Annotated in this window: 16 protein-coding genes; 9 read left to right on the top strand and 7 right to left on the bottom strand. The window is 62.0% G+C overall.

Features of this window, described 5'->3' with window-relative positions; all coding sequences use genetic code 11:
* Positions 1 to 21: 21 nt before the first annotated feature.
* The 7 genes from ADU59_RS13615 to ADU59_RS13585 all read right to left on the bottom strand — a co-directional run bounded on the left by ADU59_RS13615 (position 22) and on the right by ADU59_RS13585 (position 9,022).
* Positions 22 to 1,056: an ABC transporter substrate-binding protein gene (locus tag ADU59_RS13615; RefSeq protein WP_068954669.1), complete on the bottom strand. Its 1,035-nt coding sequence runs from the start codon at positions 1,054 to 1,056 to the stop codon at positions 22 to 24.
* Positions 1,057 to 1,078: 22 nt separating this feature from the next.
* A complete protein-coding gene (locus ADU59_RS13610) occupies positions 1,079 to 1,879 on the bottom strand; it encodes an ABC transporter permease (protein ID WP_068954668.1) in 801 nt (266 codons plus the stop codon).
* The gene (locus ADU59_RS13605) at positions 1,872 to 2,792 is read right to left on the bottom strand and encodes an ABC transporter permease (RefSeq protein ID WP_068954667.1); all 921 of its coding nucleotides are present in this window, start codon (positions 2,790 to 2,792) and stop codon (positions 1,872 to 1,874) included. The genes ADU59_RS13610 and ADU59_RS13605 overlap by 8 nt, the downstream gene beginning before the upstream one ends.
* Position 2,793: 1 nt before the next feature.
* On the bottom strand, positions 2,794 to 3,903 hold the full coding sequence (locus ADU59_RS13600; RefSeq protein ID WP_068954666.1) for an ABC transporter ATP-binding protein: 1,110 nt from the start codon (positions 3,901 to 3,903) through the stop codon (positions 2,794 to 2,796).
* Positions 3,904 to 4,010: 107 nt separating this feature from the next.
* The gene (locus ADU59_RS13595; RefSeq protein ID WP_068954665.1) at positions 4,011 to 5,684 is read right to left on the bottom strand and encodes an amidohydrolase; all 1,674 of its coding nucleotides are present in this window, start codon (positions 5,682 to 5,684) and stop codon (positions 4,011 to 4,013) included.
* 82 nt (positions 5,685 to 5,766) lie between these two features.
* Positions 5,767 to 8,691, bottom strand: coding sequence for an aminotransferase (locus tag ADU59_RS13590; RefSeq protein ID WP_068954664.1), 2,925 nt, complete (start codon positions 8,689 to 8,691; stop codon positions 5,767 to 5,769).
* Positions 8,692 to 8,875: 184 nt separating this feature from the next.
* Positions 8,876 to 9,022 (bottom strand): DUF1127 domain-containing protein, encoded by a 147-nt coding sequence (locus tag ADU59_RS13585; RefSeq protein ID WP_068954663.1) that lies wholly within the window; start codon positions 9,020 to 9,022, stop codon positions 8,876 to 8,878.
* A 270-nt stretch (positions 9,023 to 9,292) separates the two neighbouring features.
* Between ADU59_RS13585 and ADU59_RS13580 the strand changes: the two genes are divergently transcribed.
* From ADU59_RS13580 to ADU59_RS13540, 9 genes are all read left to right on the top strand, one after another.
* Positions 9,293 to 11,668, top strand: a complete 2,376-nt coding sequence (locus tag ADU59_RS13580) for a helix-turn-helix transcriptional regulator (RefSeq protein WP_068954662.1) — start codon at positions 9,293 to 9,295, stop codon at positions 11,666 to 11,668.
* 337 nt (positions 11,669 to 12,005) lie between these two features.
* A complete protein-coding gene (locus ADU59_RS13575; protein WP_068954661.1) occupies positions 12,006 to 13,568 on the top strand; it encodes an ABC transporter substrate-binding protein in 1,563 nt (520 codons plus the stop codon).
* Between the two features lie 123 nt (positions 13,569 to 13,691).
* A complete protein-coding gene (locus ADU59_RS13570; RefSeq protein WP_068954660.1) occupies positions 13,692 to 14,714 on the top strand; it encodes an ABC transporter permease in 1,023 nt (340 codons plus the stop codon).
* A complete protein-coding gene (locus ADU59_RS13565) occupies positions 14,714 to 15,601 on the top strand; it encodes an ABC transporter permease (protein ID WP_068954659.1) in 888 nt (295 codons plus the stop codon). The genes ADU59_RS13570 and ADU59_RS13565 overlap by 1 nt, the downstream gene beginning before the upstream one ends.
* Positions 15,598 to 16,443, top strand: coding sequence for an ABC transporter ATP-binding protein (locus tag ADU59_RS13560; protein ID WP_068954658.1), 846 nt, complete (start codon positions 15,598 to 15,600; stop codon positions 16,441 to 16,443). The genes ADU59_RS13565 and ADU59_RS13560 overlap by 4 nt, the downstream gene beginning before the upstream one ends.
* Positions 16,440 to 17,348, top strand: coding sequence for an ATP-binding cassette domain-containing protein (locus tag ADU59_RS13555; RefSeq protein WP_068954657.1), 909 nt, complete (start codon positions 16,440 to 16,442; stop codon positions 17,346 to 17,348). Before ADU59_RS13560 ends, ADU59_RS13555 begins: the two co-directional genes overlap by 4 nt.
* Positions 17,341 to 18,888 carry a hydantoinase/oxoprolinase N-terminal domain-containing protein gene (locus ADU59_RS13550; RefSeq protein ID WP_068954656.1) on the top strand — a complete coding sequence of 516 codons (1,548 nt, stop codon included), beginning with the start codon at positions 17,341 to 17,343 and terminating at the stop codon, positions 18,886 to 18,888. Before ADU59_RS13555 ends, ADU59_RS13550 begins: the two co-directional genes overlap by 8 nt.
* Positions 18,878 to 19,981, top strand: a complete 1,104-nt coding sequence (locus ADU59_RS13545) for an S-methyl thiohydantoin desulfurase family protein (protein ID WP_068954655.1) — start codon at positions 18,878 to 18,880, stop codon at positions 19,979 to 19,981. The genes ADU59_RS13550 and ADU59_RS13545 overlap by 11 nt, the downstream gene beginning before the upstream one ends.
* Positions 19,982 to 19,993: 12 nt before the next feature.
* Positions 19,994 to 21,112, top strand: coding sequence for an S-methyl thiohydantoin desulfurase family protein (locus ADU59_RS13540; RefSeq protein ID WP_068954654.1), 1,119 nt, complete (start codon positions 19,994 to 19,996; stop codon positions 21,110 to 21,112).
* The last annotated feature ends 84 nt before the right edge of the window (positions 21,113 to 21,196 follow it).

The following is a 21,196-nucleotide window of genomic DNA, read 5'->3' as shown; positions in this document are numbered from 1 at the left end:
CGGGGTGCGGCGATCGCAGGCTTACTTCTGCAGTTCGGTCCAGATCCTGGTATAGAGTTCCTGGACCTCTGGCGGGCAGGTCTTGGAGGGAACCCCGCGTGCTGCGAACTCCTTCGGCACGTCGATTTCCGGCGCCCCCTTCATATCGGCCGGCATGAACGCATCGGAACCGGCAATGCCGTTGGCATAGCGGTGGAAGCCGGAATTCATGCCGGCATTTTCCGGGTCCATCATGAAATTCTGGAACAGCTTGGCGTTCTCGACATTCTTGGCATCCTTGAGGACGGCCAGATTATCGCTCCAGTCAACGAAGCCTTCCTTCGGATAACCATAGTGAATCGCCGGGTTCTTCAGGCGCTGGCGAAATGCCGAACCGTTCCAGTCGCTGGAGGCTGAAAAATCGCCGGAGCCCATCTTCTCGATGGTGCCGTACTCCATCGCCACCCAGTTCGGCTTGGCCTTGACCAGCGTGTCGCGCACCTTCTTGAGGATGGTCAGATCGCCGGTGCATTTGGTGCCGCCATTGTAAAGAACGGCGGCGTCGATGACGTCGTTCATTTCCGGCACGACGTTGACCTTGCCCTTCAGCTCGTCCGGCGTATCGAAGATGATGGCCCATGTATTGATGTCGCCCTTGTAGACATCGGTATTGACGACGGTTCCGACCGTGCCCATCGCCCACGGAACGGTGTATTTACGGCCCGGGTCGAAATCAGGATCGACCCATTCCTTGGCGACGTTCTTGAAATTCTCCATCTTGGCCGGATCCGTTTCAAGCAGCAGGCCTTCGGAAATCCAGATGGGGATATAATTTTGCGAGGGAACGACCATATCGAAACCGGAGCCGCCCTGGCGAACCTTGGCGAGTGCCGTGTCGTTGGAGTCATAGTCGGTGATCGTCACCTTGACCTTGTACTGGTCCTCGAATTTCTTGATCATCTCGGGGCTGGTATAGTTGCCCCAGTTATAGATGTTGAGCTCCCCTTCCGCGCGGGCGAGGCCCGCCGATGCCAGGAGCGCGGCCGTCAAGGCCACGGTCGCAGTGATCAGTTTCATGGTGCTGTTCCCTTCTTTTCTGTTAGACGCGTTTCCTGTTGACGATGAAGAAGACGGTAACGACGCAGATCGACAAGAGCAGAAACAGCGTCGAGATCGCGTTCATTTCCGGCGTAACGTTGCGGCGGATCTGGCCGAGCATGTAGGTCGGCAGCGTATCCTGCCCTGCGGATTTGACGAATTCGGTGATGACGACATCGTCCAGGGAGATGACGAAGGCCAGCATGAAGCCGGCGAGAATGCCCGGCCACAGCAATGGCAAAGTGACGTAACGGAAGGCGTTCCAGGGCGTCGCGTAGAGGTCGGCGGCGGCCTTTTCCAGCGTCAGGTCCATGTTTTCCAGCCGTGCCCGGATCGGCAGATAGGCAAACGGAATGCAGAACGCGGTATGGGCGGCGATGAGGTAGCCAAGCCCGGAATACCCGGTCCAGATCTTGATGCGGGCAAAGAAGATCAGGAGCGCGACGGCGGTAACGATCTCCGGGATCATCAGCGGCTGGTTGATGAAGGCATATTTCAGCGTCAGACCCCGATAGGGTTCCGTCCGCGTCGTGGCCAGCGCCGCCATCGTGGCCGCGATGGTGGCGATGACGGCCGCAATCGCGGCAATCTGCAGGGACCGCAGCGAGGCATCGATCACCTGCTGGTTTTCAAATGCCTTGGCGAACCATTGCAGCGAAACCCCTTCGAAGGACGCGAGCGAGGTCCCGGCATTGAAGGAATAGAAAACCAGAACGGCGATCGGCAGGTAGAGCGCGAAAAAGCAGATCATCGCGATGGTGGTAAAACCACGCTGACGCCGGATCGAGAATGTTCTAGCCATGCCGGTTCCCCTGAGATCCTGCGTTGCGGACATAGAACAGCAAAGCCACCATGACGATCAGCATCAGCGTGATCGACAGCGCCGATCCGAGCGGCCAGTTGCGGCCCTGGCCGAACTGCAGTTCGATCAGGTTGCCCAGCATCATGTTCTTGCCGCCGCCGAGAATGCTTGGCGTCACATAGGCTCCGAGCGCCGGGATGAAGACAAGGATGGAGCCGGCAATGACGCCCGGCTTGACCAGCGGAATGATGATCCGGCGCAGCACCTGAAACGGCGTCGCGTACAGGTCATACCCGGCCTCGACCAGCCGGAAATCCAGCTTTTCCATGCTGGCATAGAGCGGCAGGACCATCAGCGGCAGATAGACATAGACCATGCCGGTCAGGATGGCGCCGTCGGTGAACAGCATCTGGACCGGCCTGGCGATCAGACCGGACTTCAGCAGCAGGCCGTTGATCAGGCCCTCGTTGCGGATGATTTCGAGGATGGCGAAGGTGCGGATCAGAAGGTTGGTCCAGAACGGGATGGTGATCAGGAACAGCCAGAGTTCGCGCGTCTTTTCCGGGCGGGTCGCAATGAAATAGGCCGTGGGAAAGCCGACCAGCAGGGTCAGAACGGTGGTAGCCAGCGACAGCATGACCGAGCGCATGAAGATCGATACATGCGCGCTGGCGAGCGAGAACGTGCCGTCGAAAATATCCTTTTCCAGAACGACGCTGACCCAGCCGTCCAGCGACGGCAACCATTGCACGTCGCCATAAGGACCTGGCGTCAGGAAGGAATAGACGAGAACGATCAGCAGCGGGCCGGTGGCGGCAACAAGGATGATCAGCAGGGCGGGAAGCGAAAGCAGCCACCGTTTCCGGATGTCCCTGCTCTTTTCCGCCTCGATGGTCCCGGCTGCGTCCAACATCTCAATTCCTCAGGACCCGGGCGGCGTTGGCTTCAAGCGCAATGCCCACCCTGTCGCCTTCGGCAAACCGCGCCCTTTGCAGCGGCTTGTTCTGTTCTCGCAGGGTAAACAGCGTTTCCCCGTCCGAAAGACGGACGTGATAGTGGGTGTCGGTGCCGAAATAGACGACGTTTTCGAGTGTTCCGGTCATCTGGATGGCGGCCGGCTGGTCCGGCGGGCAGAGCGTCGCGTGCTCCGGCCGCAACACCACCGTCACCTCACCCTCGGCCTTGAAATCCTGCGGCACCGTCGCCGAAATCCGGCCGGCAACCGGCGTATCGACGTCGGCCACGCCATCGGCCACGGATGTGATCCGGCCCTTGAGGAAATTGGTCTCGCCGATGAAATCGGCGACAAAACGATCGGCCGGCGCGTCGTAGATTTCTCTGGGGTTGCCGACCTGCAGGATCTTGCCCGACGACATGACGGCGATGCGATCCGACATGGTCAGCGCCTCCTCCTGGTCATGCGTCACGAAGATGAAGGTGATGCCGGTTTCCGCCTGCAGCCGCTTCAATTCGATCTGCATGTCCTTGCGCAGCTTGTAGTCCAGCGCCGACAGCGGCTCGTCGAGAAGCAGGACCTTCGGCTGGGGGGCCAGCGCACGGGCCAAGGCGACGCGCTGCTGCTGCCCGCCGGAAATCTGGCTCGTCCGGCGGCCGGCGAGAGCCTCCATGCGCACCAGCTTCAGCATGGCGGCGACGCGATCCCTGACCTCCTGTTTCGGGCGACCAAGCATCGTCAGGCCGAAACCGATGTTTTCCGCGACCGTCATGTGCGGGAAGAGAGCGTAGCTCTGGAAGACCGTATTGACCGGGCGCTTGAAGGGCGGCATGGCGGCGATATTCTCGCCGTTCAGCATGATGTCGCCGGAGGTCGGAAATTCGAAGCCGGCAATCAGCCGCAGCAGCGTGGTCTTGCCGCATCCGGATGGCCCGAGAAGCGTGAAGAACTCGTTCTGCCGGATTGCGACCGATGCCTCGTCGACGGCGGCGAAAGCAAACTCGCCGAAGCCGAATATTTTGCAAACATTGCGAATTTCGACCGCGTTCAATTCCGCCATATGCGGCACACTTAACCTTGCATGAAGCTGCTGTTCCCTGCCTTTTCGGCTTTGCGCTAGGTGACCACAGCGCCTCCACGTTGACAACACGATTCTGTTTTACGAAGCAAAAATATTTATCGGCAGGAAAAACTGATGCGTCCACCGCAGATCGTCGTGACGGGCCGGATGGTGTGGAGCGCCTCGGGAGCGACCGTCTCGATATCACCGCCGAGAATGACGATATCAGCGAGATAACCTTGCCGGATCATACCTTTGCGGTCCTCCTTGAATTCCGCATAGGCACCCTCGACGCAGTAAGCGGCAAGCGCTTCCGTGAGCGAAAAGGACTGATCCGGATCGCTTTCCGCCCAGCGTTTGCGGATGACGGCGGCCTCGACGCCGATGATCGGATCGATGGGGGAGACCGGCCAGTCGGAGGCAAAGCAGATGCGTGCACCGGCATTTTTCAACGTCCGCCAGGCGTAGCTGACCGGCCAGCGCGCCTCACCGATGCGCGATACGGTCGGCTCCAACGGCACACCGGCGCAACCCGGCGGATGCGGCGGCTGCATGGAGGCAATGACGCCAAGTTCGGCAAACCGGGCGATGTCGTCTGCATGCACCACCTCGATATGCTCGATGCGATGGCGGCTGTCGCGCGCACCGTTTTCCCGCCGTGCTGCCTCGTAACCGTCCAGAACGGCACGAACGGCGCCATCGCCGATGGCGTGCACGGCAATCTGCAGCCCACGCCGGTCGGCCTCCACAGCGACCGCGCGGAAACTTTCGGGCGTAAAGAGACCTTCGCCGCAATCCCCCGGCTTGTCAGCATAGGGCTCGACCATGACCGCGGTCCAGCTGTCGAGCACGCCGTCATAGAACACCTTGACGACACCGGAGGACAGCCAGTCGCTGTCAAAGCGGCGGGCCAGATCGGAGGCCTTTTCGAGCATGTCGAGCGACATGAAATTCTTGAAATGAAACGGGATCATCACCCGGCACGGCAGACCACCGTCTTCTCTCTCGATCGTCGAGAGCAGCTCCAGCTGGTAGAGATTACCGTCCATGTTCTGGATGGTGGTGATGCCGTGCTCAGCGCAATATTCAAGGCCGCGCCGCATCACGGCGATATCCTGCGCCCATTCCGCTGCATTCGGATAGGGATCGGGCTCGCCGCCCGTCGCCAGACCGAGGCGGTAGCGATCAAACCCGCCGGCAGCCTGCAGCGGGCTGAAGGCTTCCATCTCGCGCAACTCTCCGATCGCAAGACCGTCCTCGCCCATTACGACCTCATTGCCCGGGCCGAGCGCGGCGCCGTGGAGCATGCCGACCAGTTCGAGTGCACTGGTATTGGCCCAGGCGGTGTGATGATCCGGTGCGAAGAGAACCAGCGGTTGGTGCGAAAGGATCGCGTCGAGGTGCTGGCGTGTCAGCCGTTCGGTGTCGCCGAGGATCGTATAGTCGGCCCCTTGCGCAAACAGGACTTTGTGCCCGCTACGGCTTGCCGCATAGGCCTGTACAGCCTCGGTCAGCGCCGCCAGCCCCTTCACCCCGGCCAGCTGGAGATGATCGAGTTCGGCAGCACCCGAAAACAGGTGCATGTGGTTTTCGGAAAAGCCGGGAAGCACCGTGCCTCCGGCTGCATCCACGACCCTGGTTTCCGCGCCCCGAAACAGCTCGATCTCCGCTTTGGAGCCGACGGCGACAATCCGGCCGGAGGCGAGCGCTATCGCCTCGGCGCGGGGATTGTCCTCATCCAGCGTCAGAACGCGCGCGTTGAGAATGATGATATCGGCCGTTTGCGTCATGCGGATACTCGCTGCTTGCCATGAATGAGGCATGAGCTAAGCCGATCCGGCCGCGCAATTCAACCGGGATCCGTGCCCGTCGCTACCATCCGTCCAAAAGCACGCACTCCAGCATGTCGGCGAAGAAATCGGCACTTTCCCGCGACAGGCAGAGCGGCGGCTTGATCTTCAGCACGTTCAGATGATCCCCGGTCGGCTGCATGATGACGCCCAGTTGCAGCAACCGGTCGCAGATCGCAGCCGTTTCTCCGGTCGCGGGCACCAGCGTCTCGCGGTCGCGCACGAATTCCAGCCCGAGATAGAGCCCCATGCCATGCACGGCACCGACGAGCGAAAACCGCTGGCCCAGCGCTTCAAGGCGGCGTTTCAGGTGATCGCCGACGATGCGGGCGTTTTCCTGCAGGCTTTCGTCGTGCATGATATCGAGCACGGTCATGCCGACGACGGAACTCACCGGGCTGCCGCCGGCGGAGGAGAAAAAATATCCCTCCTTCTCCAGCGCATCGGCGATCGCCTTTGTCGTGATGACGGCGCCGAGCGGATGACCGTTGCCCATGCCCTTGGCGACGGTGATGATATCGGGAACCACGCCCTGCTCTTCAAAGCCCCAGAAATAATGGCCGAGACGGCCATAACCAACCTGCACCTCATCGGCGATGCAGACGCCGCCGCGCGCCCGGACCGTCGCATAGATCGCCTTGAGATAACCGGGCGGCAGGGGAATGCCGCCGGCGTTGCCGTAAACGCACTCGCAGATGAAACCGGCTAGCCGCTTGCCCTCCGCATCCAGCTTTTCGAGCACGGGAGCGACGGCAGCGACATAATCGGCCGTCGAACCGTTGCCGCGAAACGGGCCCCGATAGGTATTGGGCGACATCACCGGGTGCACCCAGCCCGGCCTTGTCGTCAGCGCCTGCGGATTGTCGGCGATCGAGGTCGACACCGCGTCGCTGGCGACCGACCAGCCGTGATAGCCTTCCAGCAGGCAGAGCATGTCGCGGGCACCGGTGGCCGCCCAGGCCAGCCGAAGTGCCAGGTCGTTGGCTTCCGAGCCGCTGTTGACCAGAAACACCGTGTCGAGCCCTTCGGGCGCAAGCGCCGCCAGCCGTTCGGAAAACGCGGCTACCGAGGCATAGTGAAACCGGGAATTGGTGTTGAGCCGCTGCCATTGCCGGTGCACGGCTTCGGCCAGGCGTGGATGGCCATGGCCGAGGATGGAGACGTTGTTGACCATGTCGAGATAGGCACGGCCCTCGACATCGACCATATGCTCGCGCCGGCCACGCTCGATCTGCGGCGGTGTCTCGTAGTAGTTCTTCTGCGGCCTGGCGAAGTGGTTGTGGCGTCGCGCGAGAAGGGCTGCACTTTCCGGTGCTGGCGCATCGCAATCGAAGCCAAGCAGATGCGCTGGCGAAGGACATAGCGCGGCCCATGCCGCCGCATGCGCCGGCGCCGCAAACAGCGGCGGCACGATATCCGTATCGCGGCAGAGCTGGACGCGCAGCAAGGCCTTTCGACCCGGCATACCAGCGAGGGAGCCAAGCGGCTGGCCGCGACCGGCAGCTGCCTCCAGTCCGGGCAAAGCCTCGATACCGGTCAAATGAAGGGCTGCATCCTCCCCTTTCAGAACAAGGCCGCTGCCAGTGGATTTCAGAACGCCATCAAAGGGCGCAGCGACGCTCGCGCCCGTTGGCAAAAACAGATCGACATGCAGCGCAAAGGTTTCGGAAGGCTTTGACGAAAGCAGCACCGTGCGGGTCAGCCGGTATTCGCCGTAGCGGGTTGCGGCGAGAGGGTGTTTGCCGGACGCGTCCCGCAGCAGGTTTGCTTCGAGCATGGGTTCCGGCCATGGCTCACCGTCGAACAGCGGGCTTTGCGTATCCAGCGCGACCGTCGCAACCTGCGCCAGATCGATTTCCGGCAACAGCAAGCTGCCGGCGATCGGGGGGACCGGGGCAAGCGAGCGCCCCACGGACTGGGCGATTGCCGTCTCCATCAGCGCTGATGGTACAGAGACCGCGACGTCGAAGATCATGCGTTCGTGGTCGATATTGCCGGCGACGTAAGGATTGTCCGGATCAAGCGCCAGCTGCTGTTCGCTGCTGGCCACCAGCACGGCGGACCGCGCCACGATCAGCGGCCAGAGCGCCCGCAATTCCGCATCATTGAGCGGAAAAATCGCGTGAAACGCCTTGATCGCGGGCAGAATGACGAAGGGATCGCCATCGGCATGATGCAGCAGCGAAGCACAGGTCACAGCGAGATCGGCGACAAGCCAGCCGTTGATGATATCGCCGAAATCGATCACCCCGTTCGGGATCAGCTGGCCCTGCTCGTTCGGTTGGCTGACGACATTGTCATCGGTCACGTCATGATGGATCGCCTGCAGCCGCAGCTCCGGCTTCAGAGCGTCGAGCCGTTGCATGGCCGTGTTCATCGCCCGCGCGATCCGTTGCTTTCGGTCCGCGTCCTTCACAGCGGACAGGAGATGGTGCACGACCGGGCCTGCGTGACGCAGATCCCACTGCAGCTCACGTGACAGGCCGGGATGGACGAAATCGGAAAGCGCCAGGGCAAGCCGGCCACCGAGCGCGCCGAGTGTTGCGATCGTGACCTCGGGAAGATGTTTCCGCTGTGTCAGCGGCTCGCCCTTGATATAGTCGAGCAGGCGGATCTGATAGTCCTGCCCGCGCACCGTAACGAACACGATGTCCGCACCGTTGACGGCAGCGATAACCCTCGGCACGCGCGGCGTGCCGGGTTTGGTGGCGATATGGCGCAGCGCGGCGTTCTGCGCTTCGAGCTCGACGGTCGCATAGTCCGCGCGGCAGATTTTCAGGACGAAACGCCCGTTTGCGGTGTCGATACGATAATTGCGATCCTGCTGGCTGCCGAGCTCGGCGATCGGTCCCACGAGACCATAGTGGGCAGCAAAAAGGCCGGCGGCCTCTTTCGCAGTCACATCCGGCCGCGACAACGCAGCACGCTGCAAAAACGCTTGTTCCACTCTCTCGCTCCCCGGAATCACACCACCCACAGATTGGCACAGCCGGGAATGAACGCGAACGAAAATTGACCGCCCCCCGATCCGGCTGCTGCTACTCCGGACGGAGAGCCCTCAAACGCGAAACGCCCGCTGCAAGGCAGCGGGCGTTTCGATCAGTCTCTTTGGCCGGCGGTATTCGCTGTGATCAGCGAGCGACCGCTGCGCGGGCGATGCTGCGGATGTCCGAACGATCGATGCCGAGATCGCGCAATTCGCGCGTGGTCATGCGGCCGAGTTCGTTGACTGTCTGACGATACTTGCGCCAGTTGTTGAAAGAGCGTGCTACGTTCATGCTGATCCCCTTTCCAGGGCTGTCCGGTGCCGGCAGCCAGTCGGTGGCGCCGTTGTTATTTGATGGCCGGGATATAATCCTCCCGATTGTGCTGCAACAGCGCCAATACGGCAGACCACCCATGCACGGGACGCATAGTCGATTTGGTCCTCCCCTCTTTGCGATTGCTGCCGGCCTGCAGCCGGTACGCTTGTTCCCCGCATCGGTTGACAGGGCCCCGAAATGGAGGCACGCAAAGGGCAATTCCGGCGCCATTGTGAAAGCACCTTCATGGACCGTTTGGTCGACCGTCCGAGGATCATCGAAAATCTTCTCGCGGACGAGACGCCGGTGACGGTTCTCAATGCGCCGGCCGGCATGGGGAAATCCTGCATCCTGCAGCTTCTGGCCCGCCATTTCGCGACCGATGTCACCTTCTCGACCGCGGCGCCCGAGCCCACCGGCGCGAGCGCTCCGGTCCTTTGGGACATCCCGCCCTATGGGACGCCGGCCCCGATCCCCGATGGTTTTCTCGCCGGACAGGGGCGGCTTATCATCGCCAAGCGTCCGGATGTGGTTCTGCCAGGATTGTCGCGTGCGCTCGCCTATCGGCATGCCCGGGTGATCGACACCGAAGCCCTGCTCATGTCGCCGGACGAGCTTCGGCCGCTGTTTGGCGATCCGCGTGCTGAGGCCATCCTCGCCGACACGGCCGGCTGGCCGCTGGCAGTCTTCAACGACAATCTGTTTTCACCCGATGATGCGACGATGAGCACATTCCTGCAGAGCGAGATGCTCGAGACGATGCCCGAGGCCGATCTGGTTGATTTGCGCATCCTGCTCGATGGCGGCACTGCCAGGGCATTCGAGGACCATGGCCTTCTGCCTTTTGCCAGACCGGATGGAAACGGCGCACTGCGTTTCGGCATGCCATCCATCACGCAGGCCCTTGACGAGGCGTTGCACCTGTCCATCGCAGCGCGGATCAAGACCGCCGCAGGCGCCAAAGCCATCGCCGAAGCCTTTGCCGAGCGCGGCCGGACGGTCGACGCGATAGAGACCTTCCAGAATGCCGGCTTTTTCGACAATGCGCTGCGCCTGTTCGAAAAGGCAGGCGGCAATTTCTTCATCTATTTCCACGGGCCAAAAGCCTTCGAAAACGTGCTGGCCGGATTTCCGCGCACCTATGCGATGCAAAGCGAGGAACTGGTTCTGTCGCATGCGCTGCAAGCCTTGAAACAGGGCGACGTCTCCCGCGCGCGCCGGCTGCTTGCCGACCGATACGGCGATTCAGCCAACGATCTCGGCATGATCTTTTCGGCCCGGTCCGTCTTTTCCCGCGAGTTCCGGGCCTTCCGGCTGCTGATGCTGCTCTACGAGGATTATTTCTTTAGCGAGGAACTGCTCGACCGCGCCTATGCGCTGATGGCCGAGTTTCCGATCGACGATCATCTGTTTCGCGGCAGCTTCTACAATTCGGTGCTGGAATTCTACATCCGCAACCGCCGCTTTGCCGAGGCCGAGGACGTGGCCCAGCGGGCGATGTACCATTACAGGCAGGCCGGATCACCGATGCTGGCCTTCTATATCAGCCTGCATCAGGCCCTGATCCGGCTGCTGATGGGCGACGCGCTGACCGCCCGCAAACATGCGGCCCTTTCGTCCGCCAGCTTGAACGCAATGGGCTTCGAAAGCCCGAACGACAGGCGGCTGCAGGTGCTTCTCGATGCGTGCGTCGAATATGAAGGCGGCAAGGCAGAGCCGCTGGCGCGGTTTCTCAGCCTGGAAATCGACGATTTTTCCCATGGCGAGATCTGGCCAAGTCTTCTGGAGTTCGCACTGCACTACGGCAGCCAGGCTCTCGGCGAACATTTCTCCACCATCGCCGCGCGCAGTTTTCTCGACCGCTGGCGGGTCTATCAAGCGTCGAACGGCCAGTTCCAGACGATGATCTCGATCCGCGAGGCGGCGGTGCTGCAGAATGCCAATCGATGGCAGGAGGCAGCGGAACATCTCACCGCGCTGAAATCCCGCGTGGACCGCAGTTTCGTGCTGGCAGGCGGAGATGAACTGGTGCGGCTCCACGAGCGCGACGAACTGGCTCTCGCCCTCATCTGGCTGCGCCAGATCGTCTACGAAATGCCGGGGCGCGAAGACCTGGACGGGTTGATCACCACGATGATCGGCAACCTGCATATGACGGATAGACAGCGCATGGCGGCAGAAATCTGGCTTGCACATGTCAGCAAGCGTCAGCGCAACCTCACCAAGGCGCGCGCGGTGCTGCAAAAGACCTTCGGTGATTGCGCCCGCCTGGGAACCATCGCGCCGCTGGCCGAAGAGCGGGTGTTTCTGCAGGAACTGATCGACAACCAGCGCATCGGCGGCTTTCTGGCCACGTCTTCGCCGATCCGCCAGATCATCCGCAAGCTGCGCGACGCGGGACGCCTTGCAAGCGACACCGGCAACCGCAGCGAACTTTCGCGCCGGGAAAGCAAGATCCTGCTGATGATTTCCGAAGGAGCTGCCAACAAGTTCGTCGCCAATACGCTTGGCCTCAGCGAGGCCACGGTGAAATTCCACCTCGGCAACGTCTATCGCAAGCTCGGCTGCCGTAACCGGCAGGAAGCCATCAGCTCCGCGCGCGCGCTGGGTCTTGTGAGCTAATTATGCCGCTGCAATAGCCCGCCTTTCCGGCATCTTCTGCGTAAAACCTATACCATTTATGATAAAACCTATACCAGCACCGTGTTGAGCGCCCCGCCGTGCCATGCAATCTTTCCCACAGGCCTTGAACAAGAAGGGCCTGCACTCAACGCGGTGTTCGACGTATCGGAGAGCCAGCCTGCCCCAAGACCGGGCTTGGCCGCCGGTTTCGGATTGCATCCGCGCAGCATTCAGACGGCTTGATCCAAGGCGCAACAGGTGCCGGGCAAAGCCGGATAAAATACGACAATCCAGAAGGATTGCGACGGGAACCTTTTTCTTCAAACCGGGAGAACCTATGCGTAAGCTCCGATTTATCGCCTCGACGGCAGCCGCCGCCGTCCTGCTTGCCGGCACCGCTGGAACGGCTGCGGCCAAAACGGTCGTGACCATGAATACCGTGCAGATCTTCGGCACCATCGATCCGGCCAAGATTTCCGATTACACCGACTACATGGCCGCCGTGAACCTCTACGACAGCCTGACAAGCGTCGATTCCAAGGGCGCTATCATTCCCGAACTCGCCGAAAGCTGGACGGTTTCGGATGACGCCAAGGAAGTAACCTACAAGATCCGCGCCGACGCCAAATTCTCCGACGGCTCGCCCGTCGAGGCCTCTGACGTCGTCTATTCCTTCGAGCGGCTTTTGCGGATCAACCAGGGTCCGGCCAATCTGTTCGCCGATGTCCTGGCGCCGGGATCGGTCGTTGCCGTCGATGCCAAGACGGTGAAGTTCACCCTGTCGAAAACGTTCGCACCGTTCCTTGCCACCGTCCCGGCCGTGTTCATCGTCAATGCCGACGTCGTCAAGGAGAATGCCGGCAGCGACGACGGGCAGACCTATCTCTCCACCAAGGTGGCCGGTGCCGGAGCCTACAAGCTGGTCGAATGGGACCGTGGCGCGAAGATGACGATCGAGCGCGACCCAAACTATTACAAGGGCTTCGGTGAAGGCCCGATCGACGAGGTTCGCTGGATCGTCACCAATGACGAAGCCACCGTGCGGTCGCTTGCCGCATCCGGCGAACTGACGATGACCAGCCAGTATCAATCGCCTGAGACCTACAAGGCGCTGGAAGCCATGGGCCGTTTCAACATCGTCAGCCAGGATACGGCGACGGCCTTCTATCTGAAGCTCAACACCAAGGTGCCGCCGACCGACGATATCCATATTCGCCGCGCGCTGGCGTTGGCGACCGACTATGCGACAATCCGCGACGTCATCCTGCCAGGCGGCGAGCTGACATCGCCACTGCCGTCCAGCTTTGCCGATTTCCATGCGTCAGACATCGCCGCACCGAAATACGATCTGGAAGCCGCCAAGGCGGAAATCGCCCAGTCGAAATATGCCGGCAGTGAAATCCCGATCACGCTCGGTTATGTCGCCGGAACCAAGTTCGAAGAGGAAATCAGCCTGCTGATGCAGTCGAACCTCGAGCAGCTCGGCTTCAAGGTGACCCAGCAGGCCGATCCATGGAACCGGATCACCGAACTTGCCACCAAGGTGGAGACGACGCCGGCCGTCAACCAGATCTTCTTCGGACCGACCTATCCGTCGCCGGATTCGATGTTCTTCACCCAGTATCATTCGAAATCGGCGGGCACCTGGGCCTCGGCCGAATGGCTGCAGGATCCGGCCATCGACGCACTGATCGACGAGGCGCGCTCGACCGGCGATATCGCGAAACAGGCGACCATCTATCGCGATCTGCAGCACAAGCTGGTCGAGCTTCAGCCGGACGTCTTCCTGATGACCCAGAAGGTCCAGCACGCGATGGACAAATGCCTGACCGGCTTCAACGCCGTTCCCATGCAGTCCTTCGACTACGACTTCACGCGCTACAGCTGGACCTGCAAGTAAGACAGGAACAGCCCTTCCGGTCCGCGCTGCCACGCGGGCCGGGGAATAGTCCGGAAAACCGGGTGTGCGACGGCCGCTTGCCGGTCACCTTCCTTTCAATATCCGTTCGACAAGGCTGGAACATTGGAATTCCTCCTCTTCCTTCTGCGGCGTGTTTTGTGGTCCCTGCTGGTGCTGTTCGGGCTCTCGGTGGTGATCTTCTTCATCGCCCGCGCCATGCCCGGCGATCCGGTTCGCCTGGCGCTCGGCCCCCGCGCCAGCGCCGAACAGGTGGAGCAGCTGCGTGAAACGCTGGGTTTCAACCAGCCGCTGATCCAGCAATACGGCATCTACGTCGCGGGTCTTGCCAAGGGCGATCTCGGCCGTTCGCTGCTGACCGAGCAGCCGGTGGCGCAGGATATCCGCCAGACCTTTTTCGCCACTTTCGAACTGGTGCTATCGACGATCACCATCGCCTTCGTCCTCGGTGTGCCGCTCGGCGTTGCCGCTGCCCGATGGAAGGATCGATGGCCGGATAATCTGGTGCGGATGCTGGCGATCTTCTCCGCCGTGACCCCGAGCTTCTTTCTGGCGCTGCTGCTGCAGATTCTTGCCGGCTACGTGCTGCACATCCTGCCGACCACCGGCCGCCTGCCGCCCGGAATGGCGTTTGCCGCCGATATCACCGGTCTGTTGACCGTCGATTCACTGCTGCATGGCCGCCTCGATGTCTTCGGCGAATCCCTGCGTTACCTGCTGCTGCCGTCCTTCGCACTGGCTGCGGCGACAATGGGTCAGATTGCCCGGATCACCCGTTCGTCGATGATCGACGTTGCCAGCCAGGATTATGCTGAAGCCGGCCGCGCCTTCGGCGTTCCGGAACGGGTGCGGGTGTTCAAATACATGCTGCGCCCGAGTTTCGTGCCGCCGCTGACCATCCTCGGCCTCGAATTCGCGTCGATGCTCGGCAATGCTTTCGTGGTCGAGCTGGTGTTTTCCTGGCCGGGCATGGCGGCCTACGGCGTGCGTACCATCATGCAGAAGGATCTGAACGCCATCATGGGGGTCGTCATCGTCTCCGGCGTCTTCTTCGTCCTCGTCAATCTCGTCATCGATGTGCTGGTCGGCATTGTCGATCCGCGCATCCGCATCCGGGGGAGACGCTGATGTCCGACGTGTCGCTACCTCAGGCCGAAAACAGGCGCCTCTCCAACAGCTACCAGAATTGGTACCGCTTTTCGCGCAATCCGACGGCGGTGATCGGCGCCGCGATTGTCATCATCTGTGTGCTCGCCGCGATCTTTGCGCCGCTGATCACACCCTATCCCGAGCATGTCGGTGCGATGGTGAACTTCCGGGCGCGGCACCTGCCGCCGTCGTTCGAATACTGGTTCGGCACCGACAATGTCGGCCGCGACATCTTTACCCGCGTCGTCTACGGAATGCGCATCTCGCTGCTTCTGGCTTTCGTCGTGCTCGGTACGGCGGTGCCGATCGGCACCATTCTCGGTCTTCTCGCCGGCTATTTTGGCGGCTGGGTCGAGGTGGTGATCATGCGCGTCACCGATATCGCGCTGGCCATTCCGCCGCTGGTCATGGCGCTGGCGGTCGCAGCCGTCCTGTCGCCGGATCTTGTCAACTCGCTGCTCGCCATCGCCGCCCTCTGGTGGACCTGGCATACGCGGCTGATCTACTCGATCACCAAGCAGATCCGCAGCCAGGAATTCATCGAGGCGGCGGAAACGCTGGGGGCCAGCAAGTTCCATATCCTCTTCCGCGAAATCCTGCCCAATTGCGTCTCCGCCATTGCCGTCAAGACCTCGCTCGATTGCGGCTTCGTCATCCTCGTCGGCGCCTCGCTCTCCTTCCTCGGCCTCGGCATCCAGCCGCCGACACCGGATCTCGGGACCATGGTCGCTTCCGGCGCCTCGTTCCTGCCCGACTTCTGGTGGGAATCGGTACTGCCGGGCCTCGCCATCCTGTTTCTCGCGCTCGGCTTCAATCTTCTCGGAGACGGGCTGCGCGACCTCTTTGACGTACAGGAGGTCAGATGAGCTTTCCCCTCCTCAAGGTTCGTGATCTCTGCGTGGAATTCACCACATACGGCCAGACGCAGCAGGTTCTGCGCAACGTCAATATCGAGGTTCCCGCCCGCTCGCAGGTGGCGCTCGTCGGCGAAAGCGGTTCCGGCAAGACGGTGACGATGAAGGCCATCATGGGATTGCTGCGCCAGCCGCCGGCCCGCATCACCAAGGGCGAGATCTTCTATGACGGTGCCGATCTTTTGACCATGCCAGCCAAGGAACGACTCCGGCTACGCGGCACCGCCATGTCGATGGTGTTTCAGGACCCGATGAGCTCGCTCAACCCGGTCTTCACCATCGCCGACCAGATGGGCACGATCCTCAAATATGCCGACCGGCGTCTCGGCCGTAACCGCTCGAAAAAGGAACGCATTGCCCGCGTCCATGAGGTCCTGTCACAGGTCCGCATGCGCGATCCTGAACGCATCGCCCGCGCCTATCCGATCGAGCTTTCGGGCGGCATGCGCCAGCGCGTGCTGATCGCCATGGCGCTGCTGAGCGAACCCGATCTGCTGATCGCCGACGAGCCGGGCACGGCGCTTGACGTCACGACACAGGCGCAAATCCTCAAACTTCTGAAGGATCTGGTCGAGGCGCGCGGGCTGGCGCTGCTGATGATCACCCACAATCTCGGCGTCGTGCGAGAAACCTCGAACTACGTCTACGTCATGAACAAGGGCGTCATCGTCGAACACGGCGAGACTGCGCAGATCTTCGACGCGCCGAAGGACGACTATACCAGGAGCCTCATCGACGCCGTGCCGCGACTGACCGGCGGCAGGCGCTTCGGCCAGCAGGGAGCCCTGGTATGAGCGGCCCGATGCTGGAAATCCGCAACCTCTGCAAAGCCTTCCCGACCCGCAACGCCTTCGGCCGCAGGACCGGTGAGGTCCGCGCCGTCGACAATGTTTCCTTCTCGATCGACAAGGGCAGGGTCTATGGGCTGGCCGGCGAAAGCGGCTCGGGCAAATCGACCATCGCCCGCATGATCATGGGACTGGAGCGGCCTGATAGCGGCGACATCCTGATCGACGGCCGCAGCATCACCGACCGTTCGAGTGGCCGTGTGCATGGCCGCCAGGTTCAGATGGTGTTCCAGAATCCCGGCTCTTCGCTCAATCCGCGCCGTACCGTTGGCCAATCCGTCGCCGTACCGCTCGATGCCCACGGTTATCCGCGTGCCGGCAGGCAGAAACGCATCACGGAGCTTCTCGACATGGTGCAACTGCCGGCGAATTTTGCGCAGCGCTATCCGCACGAACTGTCCGGCGGCCAGAAACAGCGCGTGGCAATTGCCCGTGCATTGGCCGTGGAGCCGAAACTCCTGGTGCTGGACGAACCGACCTCGGCGCTCGATGTTTCCGTGCAGGCCAAGGTGATGGATCTTCTGGCTGATCTCGGCCGGGAGATGGATCTGACCTATCTCTTCATCTCGCACGACCTCAGCCTGATGCGCAATTTCGCTGGCGATGTCGGCATTCTCTATCGCGGCGTCATCGTCGAACACGGCACATCCGATGCCGTGTTCGATCACCCCGCCCATGACTATACGCGCCTTCTGCTGGCCTCCGTCCCCGTCATTTCCAAGGAGGAGGAAGCCCTGCGCCCGCACATACCCCTGATCGACGGGGAAATCCCGACGCCCGAAATGTTGATCGCGCTTCGACAACAGGCGGTCAAACAGACCATTACCAATGAGGTTCAGACAGATGATTAGAATTGGCATTGATGTCGGCGGCACCAATACGGATGCCGTGATCATGAATGGCACGGAGGTGATCGCGGGCGTGAAGTCCGCGACCACGGCTGACGTTATGAGCGGTGTCGTCAACGCACTGCGCGACGTTCTCGCCGCATCCGAAATGGATGCGTCCATGGTCGATTTCGTGATGATCGGCACCACGCATTTCACCAACGCCGTCGTGCAGCGCCGCGACCTCGCCCAGACGGCTGCCGTGCGCCTCGGCCTGCCGGCAACGGCATCGCTGCCGCCGATGGTCGATTGGCCGGAAGACCTCAAGCAGTCGATCGGCAACCACACATACCTCGCCCATGGCGGTAACGAGTTCGACGGACGGGTGATCTCGCCGCTGGACGAAGACGAATTGAAGGGCATCGCCAGGGATATCGCCGCCAAGGGCATCCGCTCCATCGCCATCACCTCGGTGTTTTCTCCCGTCAGCAGCGATTTCGAGAAGCGCGCCGGTGAAATCTTCGCCGAAGCCCTTCCCGGCGCCCATATCACGCTCTCCAACGAGATCGGCCGCATCGGCCTGCTCGAGCGTGAAAACGCCGCGATCATGAATGCCTGCCTGCGCGATCTCTCCGCCCATGTCATCGAAGCCTTCCGCAACGCCATCCGCGAGGCGGGCATCAAGGGCAAGTTCTTTCTGACGCAGAACGACGGCACGTTGATGGATGCGTCCTTCGCCGAGAAATTCCCGGTGCTGACCTTCGCCTCAGGCCCAACCAACTCCATGCGCGGCGCCGCCTTCCTCTCCGGCGTCAGCGAGGCCATCGTCGTCGATATCGGTGGTACCACCTCGGATGTCGGCTCGCTGCACAAGGGCTTTCCGCGCCAGGCGACGGTCGCCGTCGAAGTCGGCGGTGTGCGCACCAACTTCCGCATGCCCGATGTGTTCTCCATCGGTCTTGGTGGCGGCTCGCATGTGGTCGAGACTGATCACGGTATCAAGGTCGGACCGGTTTCGGTCGGTTACCGCATCAAGACGGAAGCGCTGATCTTCGGCGGCGAGACGCTGACGACCACCGATGTCACCGTCGCAGCCGGCAGAGCCGATCTCGGCGATGCCTCGAAAGTCGCACATCTGCCGAAAGAGCTGCTGGAGCGCGTCCAAGCGAAGATCCATGACATGCTGGAGGATTGCGTCGAGAAATCGCGGCTTTCGCCGGATCCGCTGCCGGTCATCGTCGTCGGCGGCGGTTCGATCCTCGTCAACGGCCCGATCGGTGGCCTTGAGGTGATCAAGCCTTCGCATTTCGGCGTCGCCAATGCCGTCGGTGCTGCTATCGCCCAGGTTTCCGGTGAAGTCGACCGTGTCTATTCGCTGGCCGAGCTTGGCCGCGACAAGGCGCTCGAAGATGCCAAGAGCCGTGCCGTCGAAGCGGCGGTCGCAGCCGGTGCGTCGCGGGATTCCATTGAAATCGTCGATGTCGAGGATGTGCCGCTCGCCTATCTGCCCGGTAATGCCACCCGCATCCGCGTCAAGGCCGTGGGAGAGCTCCATGCCGGTTGAAGGTTACCTGCTGAAGGAAGAGGATCTGGTTCCCCTGTCGATGGGCGCTGCCCTGCTCGGAACCGGCGGCGGCGGCAATCCCTATATCGGCATGCTGCGGGCACGCGAACTGATGCGCAAGGGCGCCGAAGTCAGGATCATCCCGCTGGAAGCCCTGGCGGATGACGCATGGGTCGCGGAAGTCGGCGGCATCGGCGCGCCCGTCGTCGGCGTCGAGAAGATCGAGGAAGGCGGCGAATGCTACCGCGCCATGCGTGCCGTCGAGGAGACGGCGGGCGTCACTGTTTCGGCCGTCATTTCGGCCGAGATCGGTGGGGCGAACTCGATCGAACCGATCATCGCCGCCGCCATGGCCGGGCTCCCGGTCGTCGATGGTGACGGTATGGGCCGCGCCTTCCCGGAAGTGCAGATGACCACCTACATGATCTACGGCGCTGATGTCGCTCCGGCTGCGATCGCCGACGACAAGGGCAATGTCGTCGTTTTCAAGGAAATGGTCGACATGTTCTGGCTGGAGCGGTTTGCCCGCGACGCCTCTGTTGCCATGGGCGCCGGCGCCGGTTTTGCCGTTGCCCCGATGCGCGGCGATTTCGTCCGTCGCACCGCCGTGCCGGGCACGGTCACCCAGGCGATCGAGATCGGCCGCACCATTCTGGAAGCCCGCGCCAAGCGGCAGAATGTCGTCGATCGGGTCGTGGAGAGCACCGGAGCGACCCTGTTCTTCACCGGCAAGATCACCGACATCAAGCGCGAACTCACCGGCGGCTTCTCCCGTGGTCACGCGCTGCTCTCCGGCGTCGGCGATTGGGCCGGGTCCGAGGCCCGCATCGCCATTCAGAACGAAAACCTCGTTCTCTGGGTCGATGACAAGCCGGTGGTGATGGTGCCGGACCTGATCGTCAATCTGGAAATGGACACCGGCGAACCGCTGACGACGGAAATCCTGCGCTACGGCCAGCGCATCGCCGTCATCGGGCTGCCGGTACACGATCTGATGAAGACACAGCGTGCGCTCGAGATCGTCGGTCCGAAGGCGTTCGGCTATCCGGAACTGACCTTCCAGCCGCTCGAATTCCGCACTGCGTCGAAGTAGGAGAAGACACCCATGAAAATCCTGCGGACAATCTACGCGGAAGATCTGGAAGATATCGCCATCGGCGGCGCCATCCTCGGCACCGGCGGCGGCGGCGATCCCTATGTCGGCAAGCTGATGGCACAGGAAGCCATCCGCAAGCACGGGCCCGTCAAGCTCGTCGATATGGCCGACCTGCCGGACGACGCACTGATCGTACCCGTCTGCATGATGGGCGCACCGACCGTGATGACGGAAAAGCTGCCGCAGGGCGACGAACTGATCATCGCGTTCCGCAAGCTGGAACAGTTGCTCGGCCGCAAGATCGATGCCGTGCTCTGCGGCGAGGCCGGCGGCGTCAATTCCACCACGCCATTCGTCGTCGCGGCCGCCACGGGCCTGCCGCTTGTCGACGGCGACGGCATGGGCCGCGCCTATCCGGAATTGCAGATGGTGACCTTCACCATGCATGGCGTTTCGGCAACGCCGATGGTGCTCTGCGACGACAAGGGCAATTCGCTGGTACTGGAAACCGTCGACAATGCCTGGACCGAGCGCCTTGCCCGCGCTGCAACCGTGGAAATGGGCGGCTCGGCGCTGCTTGCCTTCTATCCGATGAGCGGCGACGTGGCGAAGAAATGCGTCGTGCGCGGCACGCTGACGCTCTGCGCCAATCTTGGCCGCACGCTGCGGGAAAGCCGGGCTGCCAACGGCAATCCGGTCGACGCCATCAGTGACATGCTGGGGGCCACCCTTCTCTTCCACGGCCGCCTGACGGATATCGACCGGCGCACCATCGGCGGCTTTGCCCGAGGCACTGCGCGGTTCGATGGTGTCGAGGAATGGAAGGGCCAGACGTTCAAGCTGGATTTTCAGAACGAATTCCTGATGGCCGAGCGTGACGGCGCGATCGTCTGCACGACGCCGGATCCGATCACGCTGCTGGAGGCCGAAAGCGGCAATCCAGTGACGGCCGATTCTCTGCGCTACGGGTTGCGGTTGGTGGCGCTGGCCTTCCCGTGCAATCCGCAGTGGCAGACACCTGCCGGCATCGCACTCGTCGGTCCACGGTATTTCGGCTACGATGCGGACTATATTCCTTACCAGGTCCTCGGTCATGCGGGAGGCAGGGATCAAGCGAGCCCCGCCTGAAGCCCGAGGCCGGCATTCGTTTCATCGCTGGAACTTTTCGTGACCCGACGCGTTGCAGGCGCAGAGGGAAACAGGAGTTTCTGT

Source organism: Pararhizobium polonicum, from assembly GCF_001687365.1.
GTDB classification, from domain to species: domain Bacteria; phylum Pseudomonadota; class Alphaproteobacteria; order Rhizobiales; family Rhizobiaceae; genus Pararhizobium; species Pararhizobium polonicum.
Note: the sequence above shows the minus strand (reverse complement) of the source record. Positions and strands in the feature narration are given on the sequence as shown.